This window comes from Marinicella gelatinilytica (assembly GCF_026410405.1).
Classification (GTDB): domain Bacteria; phylum Pseudomonadota; class Gammaproteobacteria; order Xanthomonadales; family Marinicellaceae; genus Marinicella; species Marinicella gelatinilytica.
Genome location: NZ_JAPMLN010000003.1, coordinates 61,682 through 80,393, shown reverse-complemented (window position 1 = coordinate 80,393; position 18,712 = coordinate 61,682). Strand labels below are relative to the sequence as shown.

General features: G+C 42.1%; 19 protein-coding genes. All 19 read right to left on the bottom strand.

Annotation, left to right across the window (positions count from 1 at the left end):
- A complete protein-coding gene (dnaE, locus tag OS173_RS02940; protein WP_267182783.1) occupies nucleotides 1-3,459 on the bottom strand; it encodes a DNA polymerase III subunit alpha in 3,459 nt (1,152 codons plus the stop codon).
- The gene (locus OS173_RS02935) at nucleotides 3,456-4,022 is read right to left on the bottom strand and encodes a ribonuclease HII (protein WP_267182782.1); all 567 of its coding nucleotides are present in this window, start codon (nucleotides 4,020-4,022) and stop codon (nucleotides 3,456-3,458) included. Before OS173_RS02935 ends, dnaE begins: the two co-directional genes overlap by 4 nt.
- Complete coding sequence (lpxB, locus tag OS173_RS02930; RefSeq protein ID WP_267182781.1) at nucleotides 4,019-5,158, bottom strand: lipid-A-disaccharide synthase; 1,140 nt, start codon at nucleotides 5,156-5,158, stop codon at nucleotides 4,019-4,021. Before lpxB ends, OS173_RS02935 begins: the two co-directional genes overlap by 4 nt.
- Nucleotides 5,158-5,928: an acyl-ACP--UDP-N-acetylglucosamine O-acyltransferase gene (gene lpxA, locus OS173_RS02925; RefSeq protein WP_267182780.1), complete on the bottom strand. Its 771-nt coding sequence runs from the start codon at nucleotides 5,926-5,928 to the stop codon at nucleotides 5,158-5,160. The genes lpxB and lpxA overlap by 1 nt, the downstream gene beginning before the upstream one ends.
- Nucleotides 5,925-6,383 carry a 3-hydroxyacyl-ACP dehydratase FabZ gene (gene fabZ, locus OS173_RS02920; protein ID WP_267182779.1) on the bottom strand — a complete coding sequence of 153 codons (459 nt, stop codon included), beginning with the start codon at nucleotides 6,381-6,383 and terminating at the stop codon, nucleotides 5,925-5,927. Before fabZ ends, lpxA begins: the two co-directional genes overlap by 4 nt.
- Nucleotides 6,376-7,389, bottom strand: coding sequence for a UDP-3-O-(3-hydroxymyristoyl)glucosamine N-acyltransferase (gene lpxD / locus OS173_RS02915; protein ID WP_267182778.1), 1,014 nt, complete (start codon nucleotides 7,387-7,389; stop codon nucleotides 6,376-6,378). Before lpxD ends, fabZ begins: the two co-directional genes overlap by 8 nt.
- An 8-nt stretch (nucleotides 7,390-7,397) precedes the next feature.
- A complete protein-coding gene (locus tag OS173_RS02910) occupies nucleotides 7,398-7,880 on the bottom strand; it encodes an OmpH family outer membrane protein (RefSeq protein WP_267182868.1) in 483 nt (160 codons plus the stop codon).
- Nucleotides 7,881-7,925: 45 nt separating this feature from the next.
- Nucleotides 7,926-10,397: an outer membrane protein assembly factor BamA gene (gene bamA, locus OS173_RS02905; protein WP_267182777.1), complete on the bottom strand. Its 2,472-nt coding sequence runs from the start codon at nucleotides 10,395-10,397 to the stop codon at nucleotides 7,926-7,928.
- Nucleotides 10,398-10,414: 17 nt separating this feature from the next.
- Nucleotides 10,415-11,779 (bottom strand): RIP metalloprotease RseP, encoded by a 1,365-nt coding sequence (rseP, locus tag OS173_RS02900; RefSeq protein WP_267182776.1) that lies wholly within the window; start codon nucleotides 11,777-11,779, stop codon nucleotides 10,415-10,417.
- A 4-nt stretch (nucleotides 11,780-11,783) separates the two neighbouring features.
- On the bottom strand, nucleotides 11,784-12,956 hold the full coding sequence (dxr, locus tag OS173_RS02895) for a 1-deoxy-D-xylulose-5-phosphate reductoisomerase (protein WP_267182775.1): 1,173 nt from the start codon (nucleotides 12,954-12,956) through the stop codon (nucleotides 11,784-11,786).
- Nucleotides 12,953-13,771 (bottom strand): phosphatidate cytidylyltransferase, encoded by an 819-nt coding sequence (locus OS173_RS02890; RefSeq protein WP_267182774.1) that lies wholly within the window; start codon nucleotides 13,769-13,771, stop codon nucleotides 12,953-12,955. Before OS173_RS02890 ends, dxr begins: the two co-directional genes overlap by 4 nt.
- On the bottom strand, nucleotides 13,740-14,453 hold the full coding sequence (gene uppS, locus OS173_RS02885) for a polyprenyl diphosphate synthase (protein WP_267182773.1): 714 nt from the start codon (nucleotides 14,451-14,453) through the stop codon (nucleotides 13,740-13,742). Before uppS ends, OS173_RS02890 begins: the two co-directional genes overlap by 32 nt.
- A 25-nt stretch (nucleotides 14,454-14,478) precedes the next feature.
- Nucleotides 14,479-15,036, bottom strand: coding sequence for a ribosome recycling factor (frr, locus tag OS173_RS02880; RefSeq protein ID WP_267182772.1), 558 nt, complete (start codon nucleotides 15,034-15,036; stop codon nucleotides 14,479-14,481).
- Between the two features lie 14 nt (nucleotides 15,037-15,050).
- Entirely contained in the window at nucleotides 15,051-15,773 is a 723-nt protein-coding gene (pyrH, locus tag OS173_RS02875; RefSeq protein WP_267182771.1) for a UMP kinase, read from the bottom strand.
- The gene (gene tsf / locus OS173_RS02870; RefSeq protein WP_267182770.1) at nucleotides 15,763-16,641 is read right to left on the bottom strand and encodes a translation elongation factor Ts; all 879 of its coding nucleotides are present in this window, start codon (nucleotides 16,639-16,641) and stop codon (nucleotides 15,763-15,765) included. The genes pyrH and tsf overlap by 11 nt, the downstream gene beginning before the upstream one ends.
- A 103-nt stretch (nucleotides 16,642-16,744) precedes the next feature.
- A complete protein-coding gene (gene rpsB, locus OS173_RS02865) occupies nucleotides 16,745-17,728 on the bottom strand; it encodes a 30S ribosomal protein S2 (protein ID WP_407659806.1) in 984 nt (327 codons plus the stop codon).
- Nucleotides 17,729-17,889: 161 nt separating this feature from the next.
- On the bottom strand, nucleotides 17,890-18,045 hold the full coding sequence (rpmG, locus tag OS173_RS02860; RefSeq protein WP_267182769.1) for a 50S ribosomal protein L33: 156 nt from the start codon (nucleotides 18,043-18,045) through the stop codon (nucleotides 17,890-17,892).
- A gap of 2 nt (nucleotides 18,046-18,047) precedes the next feature.
- Nucleotides 18,048-18,284: a 50S ribosomal protein L28 gene (gene rpmB / locus OS173_RS02855; protein ID WP_267182768.1), complete on the bottom strand. Its 237-nt coding sequence runs from the start codon at nucleotides 18,282-18,284 to the stop codon at nucleotides 18,048-18,050.
- A 22-nt stretch (nucleotides 18,285-18,306) separates the two neighbouring features.
- On the bottom strand, nucleotides 18,307-18,663 hold the full coding sequence (rplS, locus tag OS173_RS02850; RefSeq protein WP_267182767.1) for a 50S ribosomal protein L19: 357 nt from the start codon (nucleotides 18,661-18,663) through the stop codon (nucleotides 18,307-18,309).
- Nucleotides 18,664-18,712: the final 49 nt, after the last annotated feature.

Sequence of the window (18,712 nt, the reverse complement as noted above, 5' to 3'; positions counted from 1 at the left end):
TTATTTTTTGGCCAAAACTTTTTGGATTGAGGGCCGGCTTAAGGCCTCCTCAATAAATTGATTGTTAATGCGTATGCCATATTCTTCACCCAATTCAAGATTATACTGCTCACCCTGATTGCGATAATGCACATATAACCGGGTCTTGCCAGGACCATATGCCTGACATAAGTCACTGATGTCATCGACCAATTGTTCGCCATGATGCAAAGACACCAAACATATGTGGTTACAATACATTGCCAATGCCTGATCCAAGGTCAGCAGTTCTTTAACAGACACCACAAATACTTCATTATCAGGTTCACCGTCACGGCCTTTAAAACTTTTTAACCCCGCTTCACCACTCACCATAACAATTTCATGTTGTGATAGATGCGCTTCATATTCACTGAATAACTGAGGCGATAAGGTAAAATCAAAATCGCCGGTGTTATCATTCAGCAATAATTTCATTTTCTGTCTAAAACCGGGACGAACACCTGAAACCATACCAAGCACCCGAAACTCTCTGGGTTGCTCGCTGTTTATTTTCATCTGATGAAAATGACCTAAAGGAAAACTCAGCACATGTTGTAAACATTCCCATGCAACATCAATCGGGTGACCACTTAAAAACAAACCCAACACCGACTTTTCTGCCAATAAGCGGTCTAACTTTAATTCTTTCTTAGCCGGCGGCAATTGGATATCCGCATAGGTACTGTTGTCTTGGCTACCGCCAAAGAGATCAAATTGCCCCGACTGTTTGTCTTTATTCTGTTGCTCTGAAGCTTTAACCACCTGCTCCATGCCATCTAAGAGTTGGCTGCGATTGTCATGTAGACTATCGAACGCACCGGCTTTAATCAAGGCTTCTAAACTGCGTTTATTTACTTTGTTAAGACTCACACGGCCACATAAATCACTAAAGGATTTGAAAGGCCCACCCTGTTCTCTGGCATGGACAATGTCTTCAATGGCACCTTCACCAACACCTTTTATGGCACCCAAACCATATTGAATTGCACCTTTGATGGCTTTGAAACGATAAAAAGATTTATTAACATCAGGCTGATTAAGACAGATTCCCAAGGATCTAATGTCGTATAACTGCTTGACAATTTTATCGGTATTATTTAGGTCAGCTGACAGCACCGCAGCCATAAAGTGCACCGGATAATGGGCTTTTAAATAAGCAGTTTGATAAGCCACCAGTGCGTAAGCGGCTGAATGAGATTTGTTAAAACCATATCCCGCAAAGGTTTCTATTTGCGAGAAAATATGTGCCGCCAATGCCCCATCAACTCCCCGCTCAACGGCACCATCAATAAATACCTGTTTTTGCTGTTCCATGACCTCATGGATTTTTTTACCCATGGCTTTTCTAAGAATATCAGCGCCACCTAAAGTGAAGTTAGCCAAAACTTGGGCAATTTGCATCACCTGCTCTTGGTATAAAATAACGCCATAAGTGGGCTCAAGAATTTCAGTTAAATCATCATGCATGTAGTTGGGTTTCTCAAGCCCATGTTTACATTTCACAAAGGTATCCACCATGCCTGAGTCCAAAGGACCTGGTCGATACAAAGCCACCAAAGCAATAATGTCCTCAAAACTGTCCGGTTTTAAGCGCCCAATCAGTGACTGCATACCCGGTGATTCCAACTGAAACACCGAGGTGGTGTTACCGGTACGCATGAGTTGAAAAGTTTTGGCGTCATCTAAGGGTAGTTTTTCAATGTCCAATTGTTTGCCGGTATCCGCAGCTATGGCTTGTACCGCCCAATCAATAATGGTTAATGTCCGTAACCCTAAAAAGTCAAACTTAACCAAACCGATGCTTTCCACATCATCTTTATCAAATTGACAGACCACACTTTGCGATTGTTGCTCAATATAGATGGGGCAAAAATCACTGATGGCACTGGGCGCAATCACCACCCCACCAGCGTGTTTACCAACGTTACGTTTTAAACCTTCTAATTTATACGACAAATCGATGATTTCTTTGGCTTCATCATCGTCTTCATAGAGTGCCAACAAGTCCGGTGCCGCTTTCATGGCTTTTTTCAGGGTCATGCCCAAATCATTGGGGATCAGTTTGGCAATGCCATCGGTTACCGGATACGGATAACCCAGTACCCGACCGGCATCACGCACCACCGCTTTGGCATTCATGGCACCAAAAGTAATGATCTGACTGACTTTTTCCTTGCCATATTTATCCGCCACGTAGGCTATCACCTCATCGCGACGATCCATACAAAAATCCACGTCAAAGTCGGGCATGGAGATCCGTTCGGGGTTTAAAAACCGTTCAAACAGCAGCTCATAAGTCAGTGGATCTAAGGCGGTAATCTTAAGCATATAAGCCACCAATGAGCCAGCACCGGAACCTCGCCCGGGACCCACAGGAATTTTGTTATCTTTTGACCAGCGTATAAAATCCGATACAATCAAAAAATACCCCGGAAAACCCATATCCAAAATGACTTTAATTTCTAGTTCTAAGCGTGCTTTATAATCTTCATCACTGTAATCTTGATCACGCACATCCGATTGCAGAAAGGCCGTTAAGTTGGATCGACACAAATTGGCAAAATAACTGTCAATGGTTTCGCCTTCAGGAACCGGAAAATCTGGTAAATAATAATCTTTGGTATCAAAATCAAAACTACAGCGTTGTGCAATGTGGTAGGTGTTTGACAATAAACTTGGATAATCGCTGAATAAATCAGCCATTTCATCCGGTGATTTCAAATATTGCTGTTCGGTGTAATCGTGAGGACGATTATTGTCAGCCACAATGTGGCCGCTGTTGATACATACCCGTGCTTCATGGGCTTCAAAATCATCCGCTTGTAAGAAGCGACAGCGACCAGTAGCCACCAGAGGAATATCCTGATTAGCCGCCATATACAAAGACGCATCGTGACAGGCTTGTTCCCCGGCCCGTTTAATGGCCGCCAAAGCCACATAAAACCGATCACCAAAAACCGCTTTCCAATCAAGCATGGCCTGCAATGCCGCTTCTAATTGGCGCTGTTGAATTAAACGCCCAAAATCACTGACCATGGAGTCGGCCAATAGCAATAAACCTTCACTGTGCGCCAATAAAAATGATTTTTCCACGTACACTTGCCCGCGATCATCACTTTGTCGCTGTGATTGGGAAATAATTCGACTTAAATTAAGGTAACCTGTGCGATTTTGGCATAACAATGTCATTTCAAAAGTGCCAATCTCAAGCGCCGGATTATGGACACTGATATCGGCTCCGAAAATTGGCTTAATACCTGCTGACTTAGCGGCATTGTAGAATTTTAAGGCAGCAAATAGATTATTGGTATCAGTCAAAGCCACCGCAGGCATTCCCATATCCCGCACTGTTTTTACCAACTGTGCTATACGAATGGTTGAGTCCGTTATCGCGTATTCACTGTGTACATTCAAATGAACAAATTGCTTTGCTGTCATACAAATAAACCTTGTTGTTCAGCTGCACGAACCGGCGCAAAACTACGTCTGTGGATGGCACATGGCCCCCATTTGCTTAACGCCTCCATATGTGCTTTCGTTGGGTAACCTTTGTGTTGATTAAAACCATACTCAGGAAATTTCTGATGTGCTTCCAGCATTAAACTGTCTCGATGACATTTAGCAATTATAGAGGCTGCAGAAATACAGGCCTCTAGACCATCCCCGCCCACCAGTGCACGACATGGCAGTGTCATCTTAGGCACTTGATTACCATCCACCAGAACTTCAATTGGTTGAACTTCTAATTGCTGCACTGCCTGTTGCATTCCCCATAGAGTCGCTTGCAAAATATTCATGTCATCAATCTCTTCAGGCGAAACATGCACCACACTCCAAGCCACTGACATAGATTTAATCAATGGTAATAATGCCGTACGTTTTTTTTCACTGAGTTTTTTAGAATCATTTAAGCCGTCTGGTATGGTTTTTAAAATGACCGCAGCCACAGTCACCGGTCCGGCTAACGGGCCACGTCCGGCTTCATCAACACCAGCGATCATAACGCCTCCATTATATCTGAGACAATCTGCCCTGCCTGCTGATTTTCGGGTGGTAACAATTGACGATGTAATCGGGTAAATTCAGCCACCACCGAAAGTCGTCTGTTACTTTGTAGGCTTTGTTGTGTGGTCAGTACCAATTGCGGCACAGTTAAATCATTTTGCATCACTTCGGGCACTAAAAAATCACCATGCAAAACATTAGGCAAAGAATAATAGGGCAATTTCATCAGTTTAAATAATCGCACAATACCGTAACTCATCGCGGCAATTTTATAGGCCACCACCATCGGTGTTTTACACAACATGGCCTCCAAGGCCACAGTTCCTGAACCGACAATGGCAAAATCGGCAGCTTTTAATACGGCTTGACTGTCATCAAACCAGTGAATTTTAAGACCATACTGCTTGGCGATTTGATTCGCTGTTTTCTGCTTTTCAGGACTCACAGCACTGCTAATCAATTGCCAGTCAGAGTTGGCTAATTGGTTTGCCGCTGCTGCAAACAGAGGCATTAATGTGTTTATCTCACGGCTACGACTACCGGGCAACAGGGCTAGTGTGAAGCATTCTGGTTCCAAGCCAATGATTGCTTTTTGTTGTGATTTATTCACTTCAATTGGAATTTGTTGCGCCATCGGATGGCCAACAAAAAAGGTCTTTATCGTGGTGTCAGCATATAAAGCCGGTTCGAACGGAAATAAAGTCAATAAATAATCAATATAACGGGCCATTTTATAAACCCTTTTCGGCCGCCAAGCCCAGACCGATGGGCTGACATAGTGCATCACAGGTACCTGTTGTTTGTGTAGTTTTTTGGCGATGGCAAAATTTAGTTCTGGTGCATCTACGCCAATATATAAATCAACCTGTCTGTCTAATAAGGTTTTAACCAGCTGATTTTTGGCTTTTAATAAGGCCGGTAAATCAGCCACTATTTCCACCAAGCCCATGACCTGAAAAATTTCATTATCGGCAATGAGTTCAACATCCAGGGCTGACAGCTTTGCACCACCAACCACTAAGATACGAATCTCCGGCTGTAATAGCTTCAACTGTTTGATTAAATCCACAGCCAGTAACTCGCCGGAAGCTTCACCGGCCACCACCGCAATTGTCTTACTCTTTTTTGACATCAGCGAATAATACTGCGCTGCGAGGCTTTGATAAAGTCGTACATCAATTTCACATCCTCAGACCTTGCCATTAAGTCAGCCATGGCAGCCAAGGCATCAGATAGGCCTAAATCAGACTGATACAAAAATTTATAAGCTTGTTTTATGTCTCGAATGCGTTGTTTTGTAAAATCACGTCGTTTTAAACCTTCAAAATTTATGGCTCGGGGCTTTGCCGGGCTGCCATGGGCCATAACAAAAGGCGGCACATCTTTCTGAAAAGCAGTATCCATGGCGGTAAACGCATGGTCACCCACCCGACAAAACTGATGAATTTTAGTAAAACCACCTAAAATAACATAATCACCAATATGTACGTGACCGGCTAGCGTACTGCCGTTTGCCATAATGGTGTGATTTCCCACCACACAATCATGGGCAATGTGAACATACGCCATAATCCAATTATTATCACCCACTTCAGTCACTAAACGGTCATCGGTGGTACCACGATTAATGGTGACATACTCTCGGATGGTGTTGTTATGACCAATGCTTAAACGGGTTTGCTCTTTGTTAAATTTTTTATCCTGTGGCGCTTCGCCCAAACAAGCAAATGGATAAACCACATTATGTTCACCCAACTCAGTATGTGGGCCGATGACGACGTGAGATTTGAGTTCACAACCGGATGCAATTTTGACATCTTCAGCCACAATACAATAAGGGCCGATTTTAACATCATCGGCAATGTCAGCGCTGTCATCGATGATGGCAGTTTCATGAATCATTTTGATTTCTCAGCACATAACAAATCTGCTTTGGCCACCAAACGACCTTCAACCGTGGCTTTGCAATGATAAAGTGTCATATTTTTAATAACCTTTTTAATGTGGCACTCAAATACCAAGGTATCACCGGGCACAACTATTTGGGTGAATTTTGCATTGTCCACTTTCACCAAGTAAAACAAGGCATCATCGCTACGTCCGGAGCGACTTAATTGGGTTAGCACACCGGAGGCTTGAGCCATGGCTTCAATCACCATAACACCTGGCATCACCGGATGACCGGGAAAATGACCGTTAAATTGTGGCTCGTTAAAGCTGATATTTTTTATGGCTTTAATCCATTCACCGGCCTCATAATCCAATACCCGATCCACCAACAAAAAAGGATAACGGTGGGGTATTAAGTCCATTATTTGCTCAACATTTATGGTGTTTGGAGTTCTTTGTTCAGTCATCTATTTTTCTCTCTAATTTTTTAAGCCGCTTTGCCAGGTCATCCAATTGCTTTATCCTGACAGCTGTTTTGCGCCATTGTGCATTTTCTTGTAACGGTGCCACCGAGCCATAAACACCGGGTTTTTTAATGTGCCCGGTGACCAATGCCATGGCTTGAATTGTCACCGCATCACAAACTGTTATATGACCAACCACACCGGCACCACCACCAATCAAACAATTGGCACCAATCTTTGCAGAACCCGCCACGGCTGCACATCCGGCAATCACCGTGTGCGCACCAATCTGGACATTATGGCCGATTTGAATCTGATTATCCAAGTGCACGTCATCCCCTAAAATTGTGTCATCAATGGCACCTCGGTCAATGGTGGTGTTGGCACCAATGCTACAACCATTACCAATAATAACTCGCCCTGTTTGTGGTATTTTAAGCCAACCATCAGAGGCCCGAGCCAAACCAAAACCATCAGCACCAATAATGGCACCGGGATGAATGATCACATTCTTGCCAATATGACAGTTATGTTCAATTATGACGCCAGATTTAATCTCACACCCTGACTCGATGATACAATTTGAGCCAATACTAACACGATCAGCAATACGGCAATCGGCAGCTATCTTGACATTGGCACCAATCACTGAATAAGCGCCAATACCCACATTGTCTGCCACTTCAGCAGTGGCATCAATGTCTGTTTTGGGATGAATACCCGATTGTACTGGTTGCCTGGGTGCGAAAAATGATGCCACCCGGGCAAAAGTGACATAAGGCTGATCACTGATTAATTTATTGCCCGAATACTGTGAGGCCAAATCTGAAGACATAATCACCGCAGATGCCGCGGTGCTGGCAAGGTCTTTAATATAAGTGGAATTACTGAGAAAGCTGATAGCGCCGGTTGCAGCGCTTGATAAGGTACCTACATGGGTTATTTCAACATCACCATCACCTTCATACTGTAAACCAAAATGAGACGCCAGTTGTGACAAAGTGGTCATACGCTTATCTATTGACTGGTGGCTGTATTGTATTCTTCTCGCAATTGCGACAGAATTTCATCCGTAATATCAATGCGTTCGTTGGCATACAAAATGGCATTAATCAATATCACATCATAACCGTTGGTTTTGGCATATTCTGATACCACACGTTTAATTTCATTTTGTACTTCATCCACCAGCTGTGAATTTCGAATGGTGATGGCGTCTTTCAAATCTTCTTTGGCACGCCGTACTTGACGCTCTAAAATCCGTGCCCGTTCCTGTAATTTGGCGAGCTCATCGGGTGTCATAAAATTACCCTCTTGACGGATGCTGTCTTCCATAACCTGCAAATCAGCTTCCTGCTGAGATATTTCATTATTCTGTTCTTCAAATTCTCGAGTGAGTGTTTGGTTAGCAGCCAGAATTTGCGGTGAGTTATTAATCAAAATATTCATGTCTACATAGCCGATTTTATCAGCGGCTCGGGCACCTGACTGAAGCAACATTATGCACATAAACAGAATAAGTTGTGAGCTCACCTTTTGCATTGCTTAGAAAGTATTACCAAAGGTGAATTGTAATCGTTCCTTACGGTCATATTTATCCGAATTAAACGGATACGCATAACTAATCACAATCGGACCAACGGGTGCTTGCCATTTTAAAGCAACCCCAGTAGATAATCGCAATTCTCTGGCCTCAAAATCATCGTAACTATCAAACACATTACCGGCATCGATAAACCATGCCAGCCGGGCTGCATTTGAATCTTTTGCAAAAGGCGTTGGGAATATCACTTCAGCAGAACCAATCACTTTAAACTGACCACCGACCGGATCTCCAGGACGTGATGTCAATGGTAAATGATCGTAGGTCCCGGGAATTTCAGCAACCAATGATTTAGGTCCTAAGGTATTATCATCATAACCCCGAACCGAATTCACACCCCCGGCAAAGAAATGTTCAAAGAAAGGCAAGCTGTTGGTATCACCGTAACCTTCGCCATAGCCAATTTCACCACGCAGTGATAATGTTAGGTTTTTAGTTAAAGGGAATAAAATATTTTCTTTGAGATTAATTTTATAAAACTCAGCAGTACTGTTGGGTAAACTGGCTTCAAAACCGATGGAGTGATAGGCACCACGGGTTGGGTTGAAAAAACGGTTACGGCTATCGCGCGCCCATCTGGCAGTGGTTTTATATAAAGTAAACGCACGCCGATACTGATAAGGGCTGAGAATGGTTTCCCCATCCGCACCGGTGGCCGGCGGAATGACACCGTCAGCAAAACATTGATTCGTCAAAGGCAGTAAATCATCATCGTCATCCGGCCGCACTGAAGGCAGACAGAAATAGGCATAACCACCTAAATCCAACAACTCATCAACAATGGCATCCGCAGTTCTGCCTTGTGTCGCGCGTAGTGACACCCGCTCATAGGCAAATGATGTATATAAACGATCGTATTCGGTTAACGGGAAAGACATATTTACGCCTAAACTACCATTAGATGAATTATATTGGGCAATATTGGCTTCTCCCTGGTCAATGTCAGTAAAATTCAAACTATAACCCAATGAAATACCATCGTCGGTAAAATAGGGATTTTCATAGTACAGGTTAATGCGATTGTAATAGTCACTGGTATTAACTGCCACCGATACTGAATTACCACTACCTAAAAAATTAGCCAGTGACACACTACCCGATAAGTTTAGACCACTGACTTGTGAATAACCTAAACCAAACTGGAATTGTCCTGAGTTTCTTTCTTTAACTTTGACATTGACGTCAACTTGGTCTTCACTACCCGGGACTTGCGGCGTTTCTATTTCAATTTCTTCAATATAGGGCTTTTGCTGTAATCTTAATTTAGAACGGTCGACCAATGCCTGTGAGAACCAAGCCCCTTCAAACTGACGCATCTCGCGACGCAACACTTCATCTTTGGTTTTGGTATTTCCGATAAAATTAATCCGTCTAACATACACCCGTTTACCCGGTTTAACGTAATACGTTAAATCCACAGTTTTATCATCTTCATTAATTTGTGTCACCGGCTCCACTTCAGCAAATGCATAACCGCGGTTAGATAACAGGCCTTTAAAATTATTAACCGTAATTTCAATTAAGTTTTGGGCAAAGGTATTACCTTCTTTGGTAAACAGGTAATTTTCCATAACCTCTTTATCATAAATTAATTCACCAGTTAATTTTTGTTCACCAAATAAATACTGATCACCTTCTTGAATGTTGATGGTGATGTATATTTCTTTTTTATTAGGACTGATGGTGACTTGAACTGACTCTATGTCAGTGTTGACATAGCCACGGTCCATGTAATACGACTTGAGCTTTTCCAAATCACCATTGAGTTTCTCTTTGGAATATTGGTTATCCTGAGAATACCACGATAACCAATTGGTTGTATCTGACTCAAAAGTATCAATCAGCTCTTCATCACTAAAAACGGTGTTGCCAACAATTTTAATGTGCTGGATCTTGGCTGACTTCCCTTCATCAATGGTAATTGTCACCATGACCCGATTACGGTCCAATTCTCTGTGACTGGTATCAACTTTAACGTTGTATTTGCCCCGTGAAAAAAACTGTTGAACCAGTTCACTTTTTACCCGCTCCAGTTCTAATTCATTAAACACTTCACCTTCAGATAAACCGATATTTTCCAGACCGGCTAATAACTCCTCGGTTTTAATACTTTTATTACCGGTAATGCTTATGGTGGCAATGGCTGGACGTTCTTCTACTGTAATAATAAGAACCCGTCCGTCTTTAGTCATTTTAATGTCATTAAAATAGCCGGTGGCAAATAGCCGTTGAATACCATTTCTGACCATTTGTGCATCAATCTCATCACCTCGCTCCATGGGTAAATGCGAGAATATGGTGCCTTGAGAAATTCGATCAGCCCCAATAATTCGGATGTCGTCAATTACAAATGGCTCAAACGCAGAAGCGCCGGCAGTTACCAGTATTAACAAAAGTAAAACTATTTTTTTCATATTAAAATTTTTTATATTTATGACAGGGTTCTTAAAATGTCGTTATAAATTGCCAAGGTCATTAAAGAAACTAACATCAACATACCCAGTAATTGTGCACGTATTTCAAATCGCTCACTTAGCGGCGCACCTTTTACTTTCTCAAACAGTAAAAATAAAATCTGACCGCCGTCAAGCATTGGTACCGGCAGCAAATTAATGATACCTAAACTTAAGCTTATTAATGCCAAAAATGACAAATACCAAGAAAATCCTCTGGCCGCTGAATCATTGGCCACCTGGGCTATGGTTATCGGACCTGATAAATTTTCTAAGGATGCTTTTCCGACCAATAGTTTACCTATCATCTCCAAGGATTTGCCAGTTATTTTCAGCATTTCTTGCCATGCCATCGGCATGGCTTGTAAAGGACCATAAGACAGTTCGTAGTAAAGGCTTTTAGCATAATCAACCACTTGCTCATCCGGTTGAATCGGTCGAATCCCGATAACTTGACGTTTTGGATTGTCCGGATCTGTTACATATTGATTAATTCGCGCTTCAAACTCTTGACCGTTGCGCACATAGGTGAGTGTTAACGGCGGCGAGAGTTCACTTATCTGTTGGCTTAATTGATACCAGTCCTCAACCGTTTCACCATTGATGGCAACAATTTCGTCACCTTTTCGTAACCCGGCTTTTGCCGCAGGTAAACCTTCTGACAATTCACCCATAACAGCCGGCACTGGCATTTGCCAGGCTTTTAAGCCAATGGCGGACATCATCTTTGATTCTTTTATGCCGCTGGGTAATTGTGAAAGTTTAAGGTTTTTTTCCTGAACCGAGCCGGCATTGTTTTTAATGGTGACCTGAATGTCTCTGCGGTCCAAACCCGCGGTAATAAGATACATGGACACATCAGACCAGGTGTTAACTTTTTCACCGTCTACTTCAATAATTTGATCTTTGGCACTAAAGCCTGCCTGTTCCATGAGTTTGGTGGGCTCTCCAATGGTGGGTTTGATTTCCGGTTTTCCGACAACAAACATCATCCAATATAGGAGAAACGCCAAAATAAAATTAAAGGCCGGACCGGCGAACATAATGAGGAATTTTTGCCATGCAGGTTTATGATTGTAGGCGTTATGTTTTTCAGACGCACTGACGTCACAATTACGTTCATCCAGTAGTTTGACATAACCACCCAAAGGAATGGGCGCCACCGCAATTTCAGTACCATAACGGTCAAAACGAGACCATATTGGCTTACCGAAGCCCACACTAAATCGCAAAACTTTTACACCAAACAACCGCGCCAATAAAAAATGGCCCAATTCATGAAAAGTAACCAACACCCCTAAAGTGATTATTAACCAGAATATACTTGCCAACACAGTCATCATGACATTATCTCAAAGAGGCTATACAGGCTTTTGTTTGTCGCCTTACTAACTGATCTAATTCAATGAGTTGTTGCACAGACTCAACCTTTTCTACAGTAAATGAATTCAGCATTCTATCATTGATATCGGAAATTTTCGTAAAGGCGATTTCATTGTTTAAAAAAGCCGTTACTGCTTCCTCATTGGCCGCGTTCAAAATAGCCGGTGCTATACCACCGATTTCAATCGACAATCGAGCTAATTTTAAATTAGGAAACTTCTCATAATCTGCAGGATAAAATTGTAATTGGCCAATCTCAGTAATGTCTAACAAGGCCGCATTATTGGTTAACCGTTGACCCAGCCCCAACCCGTGTGAGATAGGGATTTGCATATCAGGAACACCCATTTGTGCCAAAATTGAACCGTCTATATAGTTCACCATGGAGTGAATAATACTTTGTGGATGTATGGCCACACGAATTTCATCAACCGGCATATTAAACAACCAATGCGCCTCAATCACTTCTAAACCTTTGTTCATCAATGTTGCTGAATCGACTGATATCTTAGCGCCCATATCCCACTGCGGATGAGCCACGGCTTGTGCCGGAGTGATTTGTGGAAAATCAGATTTGGGGGTATTCCAAAAAGGACCACCGGAGGCGGTTAAGGTTAGATGAGCCACTGATTCAGGTCGGTTTCCAATTTGGTAAGTTTCAGGCAAGCACTGATAAATGGCATTATGTTCGCTGTCCAGTGGAATTATACGTGCGCCGGTTTTAAGTGCTAAAGGCATCACCAAAGAACCTGCCGTCACGATGGATTCCTTATTAGCCAATAACAAGGTTTTGCCGGCTTCGATTGCTGCCATGACAGAAGACATCCCGGCATTGCCGACAATCCCGGCCACCACCAAATCTATCTCCGACGCTTTAACAGCCGCGTTTAAAGCCTCTGCTCCATAGTGAATATCAACACGGCTGACTGTACAAGTCGACTTGACGGCTTTATATGCAGTCTTATCCGTGATGACGACATGACGCGGAGTAAACTCTTTAATAAGCGTGAGTAATTTATCACTGTTTTTGTGGGCTGATAAGGTATGAACTTTGAATTTTCCTGGGTGACACCGCATTACCGCCAAAGTAGAATCACCAATAGATCCCGTGGCACCCAATACTGCAACCTGCTTCATAAAGCGTCCAAAAGAATCAAATACAAAGGTGCTGCAATAATCATACTATCGAAACGATCTAATATGCCACCATGTCCAGGTAAGATTTGTGAACTGTCTTTAACCTTTGCTTGACGTTTACCTAAGCTGGCAACCAAGTCACCCACCACTGAAAATAAAGCCACCACCATCATAATTGGTATCAGAATGAACATACTTAACTGAAAAACGATGGCTAATATCATGGCATAAATAGCCACAAAAAGCTGTGCACCGATGACACCTTCCCAAGTTTTACCGGGTGAAATATTGACAGCCAACTTGTGACGACCAAAGTTCTTACCACTGAAGTAAGCACCAATGTCCGCCACCCAAATTAAAAAAACCAAACTCAAAACCCTGAAAACACCCATCTCATGATCATGAAGTTGCTGCATACTCAGCATAAACAACATAATGGCCAAGACACCATACAGCGTCTTAATCATAATTTGTAAGCCTTTTTGTTGATATCCCCATTGGTGGTTCTTTAACCACAATAAAGCCGGTAACCAGATCAAAGCACTAAGTAGCCAATAATATTCGAGTGGTTGCGGTAACCAACGCATTAAGTAGCCACACAGCAGGGTTATACTAACTGCATTTAATGCCACTATAGCAATGGGTAGCTGATTTATCTTCAACCACTCAAAAATGGCCACAGCACCGATTAGTAAAACCATGGCGGCAAACCCTATATTTTGACCGTAGATTACGATGAGTAAAAATAAAGGGGCTAAGATTAAAGCTGTTATGATGCGTTGTTTAAGCATTGAGTTGATCGCTGGTTTGGCCAAATCGGCGTTCTCGTTTGTTATAATCCACCAATACAGATTGTAACACTTTTTCATCAAAATCTGGCCACAGCGTATCGATAAAAAACAATTCCGTATAAGCACATTGCCACAATAAAAAATTTGATATACGTTGCTCTCCACCGGTGCGTATCAACAAATCGATTGGCGGTTGTTGGCTTAAACAAGTGTGTCGATTAAAAAGCGACTCATCTATATCGCTTAGGTCAAGCGTTCCTTGCTGATGCATAGACGCTAATTGTTTAGCCGCTTGCACGATGTCCCAACGACCACCATAATTGACTGCAACATGTAAAGTTAGCCGTTTGTCTTCAGGTTGTAAAGCAGAAACTTCCTGCATTTTAATTTGTAACTTTTCAGAAAATGCCGATAAATCGCCGATAAATCGAATGGCAACACCTTGTTGTAATAATTCCGGTGATTCTTTTTCTAAAGATTGCAAAAACAAGGTCATTAAGCGCTTCACCTCAGATTGAGGGCGACGCCAATTTTCGCTGCTGAAGGCAAATAAAGTCAGGTGACTTATACCTGATTGAACACAGGCTTTGAGGGTGGATTTTACTGCCTTAACACCGGCCTTATGACCCCAGGTGCGAGGTCTTTTTCTTTGCGCAGCCCACCGACCATTGCCGTCCATGATAATGGCGATGTGCTGAACATTCATACATGGCTCCCAATCTGGACAGACCTTAGATGTCCATCAACTCATGTTCTTTTTCAGCCACCACTTCATCAACTTGAGTGACGAATTTATCGGTAACTTCTTGAACCTGCTTTTCACCACCACGCAAGTCATCTTCAGTAATCTCTTTAGCACTTTCCATGGCTTTTAATTGGCTATTGGCGTCTCGCCGTATATTGCGAATACTGATTTTAGAGTTTTCTGCGATTTGACCAACCATCTTCACCATTTCTTTACGGCGTTCTTCAGTTAATGGCGGTAATGGAATTCGAATAACCATACCGGCACTGATTGGATTTAAACCCAAATTTGATGCCATAATGGCTTTTTCAATGGGCTCAATCATGGTCTTTTCCCAAGGCGTAACAGTCAGCGTTCGGGCATCTTGAACTGCAACATTAGCGACCTGATTGAGTGCTGACGAGGCACCATAGTAATCTACCATGATACCATCTAAGAGGTTAGTGTTAGCACGACCGGTGCGGACGCCTTTTAATTCATTACGCAACGCTTCAATGGTTTTAGTCATTCGCTGCTTTGCTTCATTGACAACATCATTAATCATAATTACTCCAAAATTCAAGCTGTTACAATGGTTCCGATACTGGCGCCTTTAACTATGTCCATGAGGGCGTTTTTACGGTTAATATCAAAAATTCGAATGGGCATGTTACGATCTCGACACAACACCACAGCTGACGTGTCCATGACGGCCAATTTCTTTTCAATCACCTCATCATATGTCAGATGATCGTATTTAACCGCATTGGGATCTTTTACGGGATCAGCCGAATAAACACCATCAACTTTGGTGGCCTTAAGCACAATATCTGCGTTAATTTCAATGGCGCGTAAGCTGGCAGCTGAATCAGTGGTGAAAAAAGGATTACCTATACCAGCGGCAAATACAGCGATATTTCCTTTAGCCAAATGCCGAATGGCACGTCTGCGAATATAGTCTTCACATACTTCGTGAATACCAATGGCTGACATAACGCGTACTTTATTGCCTTGTTTTTCTAAGGCATTTTGTAAAGCCAGGGCATTCATTACAGTCGCCAACATACCCATGTGATCACCGGTGACACGATCAATACCCGATTTGCTTAAACCTTCACCGCGAAAAATATTACCACCACCAATAACAATGCCTATTTCAACACCCAATTGATGAACGCGAGAAATTTCAGCGGATAAGCGGTTAATGACCTCAGGATCTATACCGTAATCCTCAGCGCCTAACAGCGCTTCTCCTGATAATTTCAGGAGAATGCGACTGTATTTTAAAGACTCAGTTTCCACGTGCTTGTGACATGACCTCTTCGGCAAAATTATCTTCTGCTTTTTCGATACCTTCACCAACTTCAAAGCGAACAAAACTTAACACATCTGCATTGTTATTTTTTAATAACTTAGCAACTGTTACGTCTGGATCTTTGACAAAGTTTTGCCCTTTTAAAGTAATTTCAGCCAAATATTTGCGAACACGGCCTTCTACCATTTTTTCAATGATTTCTGCGGGCTTACCAGAATCTTGTGCTTGCGCCACCAAAATCTCTTTTTCTTTATCCAAGATTTCCGCAGGCACTTCATCGGCATCAATAAATTGTGGATTAGAAGCTGCCACGTGCATGGCAATGTCTTTAATCAACTCTTCATCAGCACCGGTCGCTGCAACCACGACACCAATATTTTTACCATGTAAATAACAACCAACCTGACCTTCATCCAGGGTGATTTTTTGAATACGGCGTAACTGGATATTTTCACCAATTTTTGCCACTAAATCAGTTCTGGCTTGTTCGATACTTTTGCCATCCACTTCACAAGCCATTAAAGACTCGACTGAACCCACATTGTTATCCATGGCAGCTTGAATTAGGGTATCAGCAAATTTTAAAAAGTTACTGTCTTTTGCCACAAAATCAGTTTCACTGTTGATTTCAGCAATATAAGCAGTTTTGTTGTCATCAGATGTGATAACTTTAATTATACCATCTGCAGCCACTCGGCCTGATTTCTTAGCCGCTTTGGCAGCACCCGATTTTCTTAAGTTTTCAACGGCCACTTCAATGTTGCCCTCAGTCTCAACCAGAGCCTTTTTACATTCCATCATGCCGGCACCGGTGATTTCACGCAACTCTTTAACCATTGCTGCTGTAATACTCATATCATTACCTCGTTATTTAATCACCACACCTAGTAAAATTTATGGTGACATATTAATCAAAAGATTGGTTTGATTGAACATCAAACCAATCTATCACCTTAAATTATTCGTCGCTTTCTTTTTTAGCAACTTTTTTCTTGGTGGTTTTCTTTTTGGCTACTTTCTTTTTAGCCACTTTCTTTTTAGTGGTTTTAGCTGCTGCTTCTTTATCATCTGCTTCATCAGCCACTTCCGTGTCTTTGGATTTAACAGCAGGCTCTTTAGAATCATCAGACTTTTCTTCAACTACTTGTTTGTCATCCGACTGAGCTGATTCTTTTTTAGCAGACGTTTTCTTAGCCGTTTTAGCTTTTTTCTCTGCCGGTTTGTCTTCCTTTTCAGCGCTGTCATCGGTGCTGATTTGCATCGATGCCTTACCTTCTAAAATGGCATCAGCAACAGTAGCGGCATATAAGCGGATGGCTTTCATCGAGTCATCATTGGCCGGAATCATATACTCAACATCTTTATAATAGTTGTTGGTATCAACGATAGCAACCACCGGAATTCCTAAGGTTTTTGCTTCATTAATGGCAATTGTTTCAAACTTTGTATCTACGATGAATATGGCATCAGGTAAACCCTTCATGTCCTTAATACCGCCTAAGGTTTTTTCCAATTTAGCACGTTCACGATCCATCGCTAATTGCTCTCTTTTCACAAATCGTTCCATACGACCATCTTCTTGCATGGCTTCAATGTCTTTTAATCGATTGATGGACGCTTTAACTGTTTTATAGTTAGTTAACATGCCACCTAACCAACGGTGTGAAACAAAAGGCATACCACAACGGATGGCTTCTTCACGAATAGCTTTACTGGCAGCACGTTTAGTGCCAACAAATAAGATTTTGCCTCGACGTGAAGCAATGGTACCCATGAAATTCAAAGCGTCATTGAACAACGCTTGGGTTTCACGTAAATCGATAATATGAATTTTATTTCGGGCGCCAAAGATGTATGGGGCCATTTTAGGATTCCAATATCTGGTATTATGCCCAAAGTGAGCACCAGCTTCCAGCAGCTGTTTGACAGTTACGTTTGCCATAATTCTATTTTCCTATTGTAAGGGTTGTTTTCAATATAAAAACCCATCATAACAACCCGCTATTTCTACGGGCACCCAGTTATGAATACTGGTTTTTATAGACATTGAGTAATAACAGACTAATCATTATTACCGTTCAATAAGCGCACTCTGAATTGAGCTTACTTAATTTTCTTCTCGTTATAAATCACATGCTTTCTGACAACCGGATCATATTTTTTCATGGCTATCTTATCAGGCGTGTTCTTTTTATTTTTATCGGTGGTGTAATAGTGACCGGTTCCGGCACTTGACACCAATTTAATTAAATCTCGCATAATTACACCTTTTCTCCGCGATGACGAATTTCTGCCAATACAGCATCAATTCCTTTCTTATCAATCACTCGCATACCTTTTGCAGAGACGCGCAATCTAACCCAACGATCTTCACTGTCAACCCAAAAACGATGGGTCTGAATGTTAGGCAGAAAACGTCTGCGAGTTTTATTCATGGCATGAGAAACGTTATTTCCCATGACTGTTTTTTTCCCAGTAACCTGGCATACTCTTGACATAACTATTCTCTCTTAGCTCGTGTTATTTTTTAGTGCCCAGCTTTTCTTTAATACGTGCTGCTTTACCTTCAAGTCCACGTAAGTAGTACAATTTGGCGCGACGTACTTTACCTTTACGTTTCACGTTAATGCTGGCTATCATCGGACTATGGGTTTGAAACACACGTTCAACACCTTCGCCATAGGATATTTTTCTTACCGTAAAGGCTGAGTTGATACCACGATTTTTAACCGCAATAACCACACCTTCAAAATTTTGCACGCGCTCACGACTTCCATCAACCACCTTAACACCAACTTCAACGGTGTCACCGGGGCTAAACTTAGGTAAGTCACTGCGTAATTGCGCCGCGTCTAATTCTTTTATAATGTCACTCATGATTTATACTCTTTAATCATTACAAGACCTTTCATTCCAGCCTTTCATT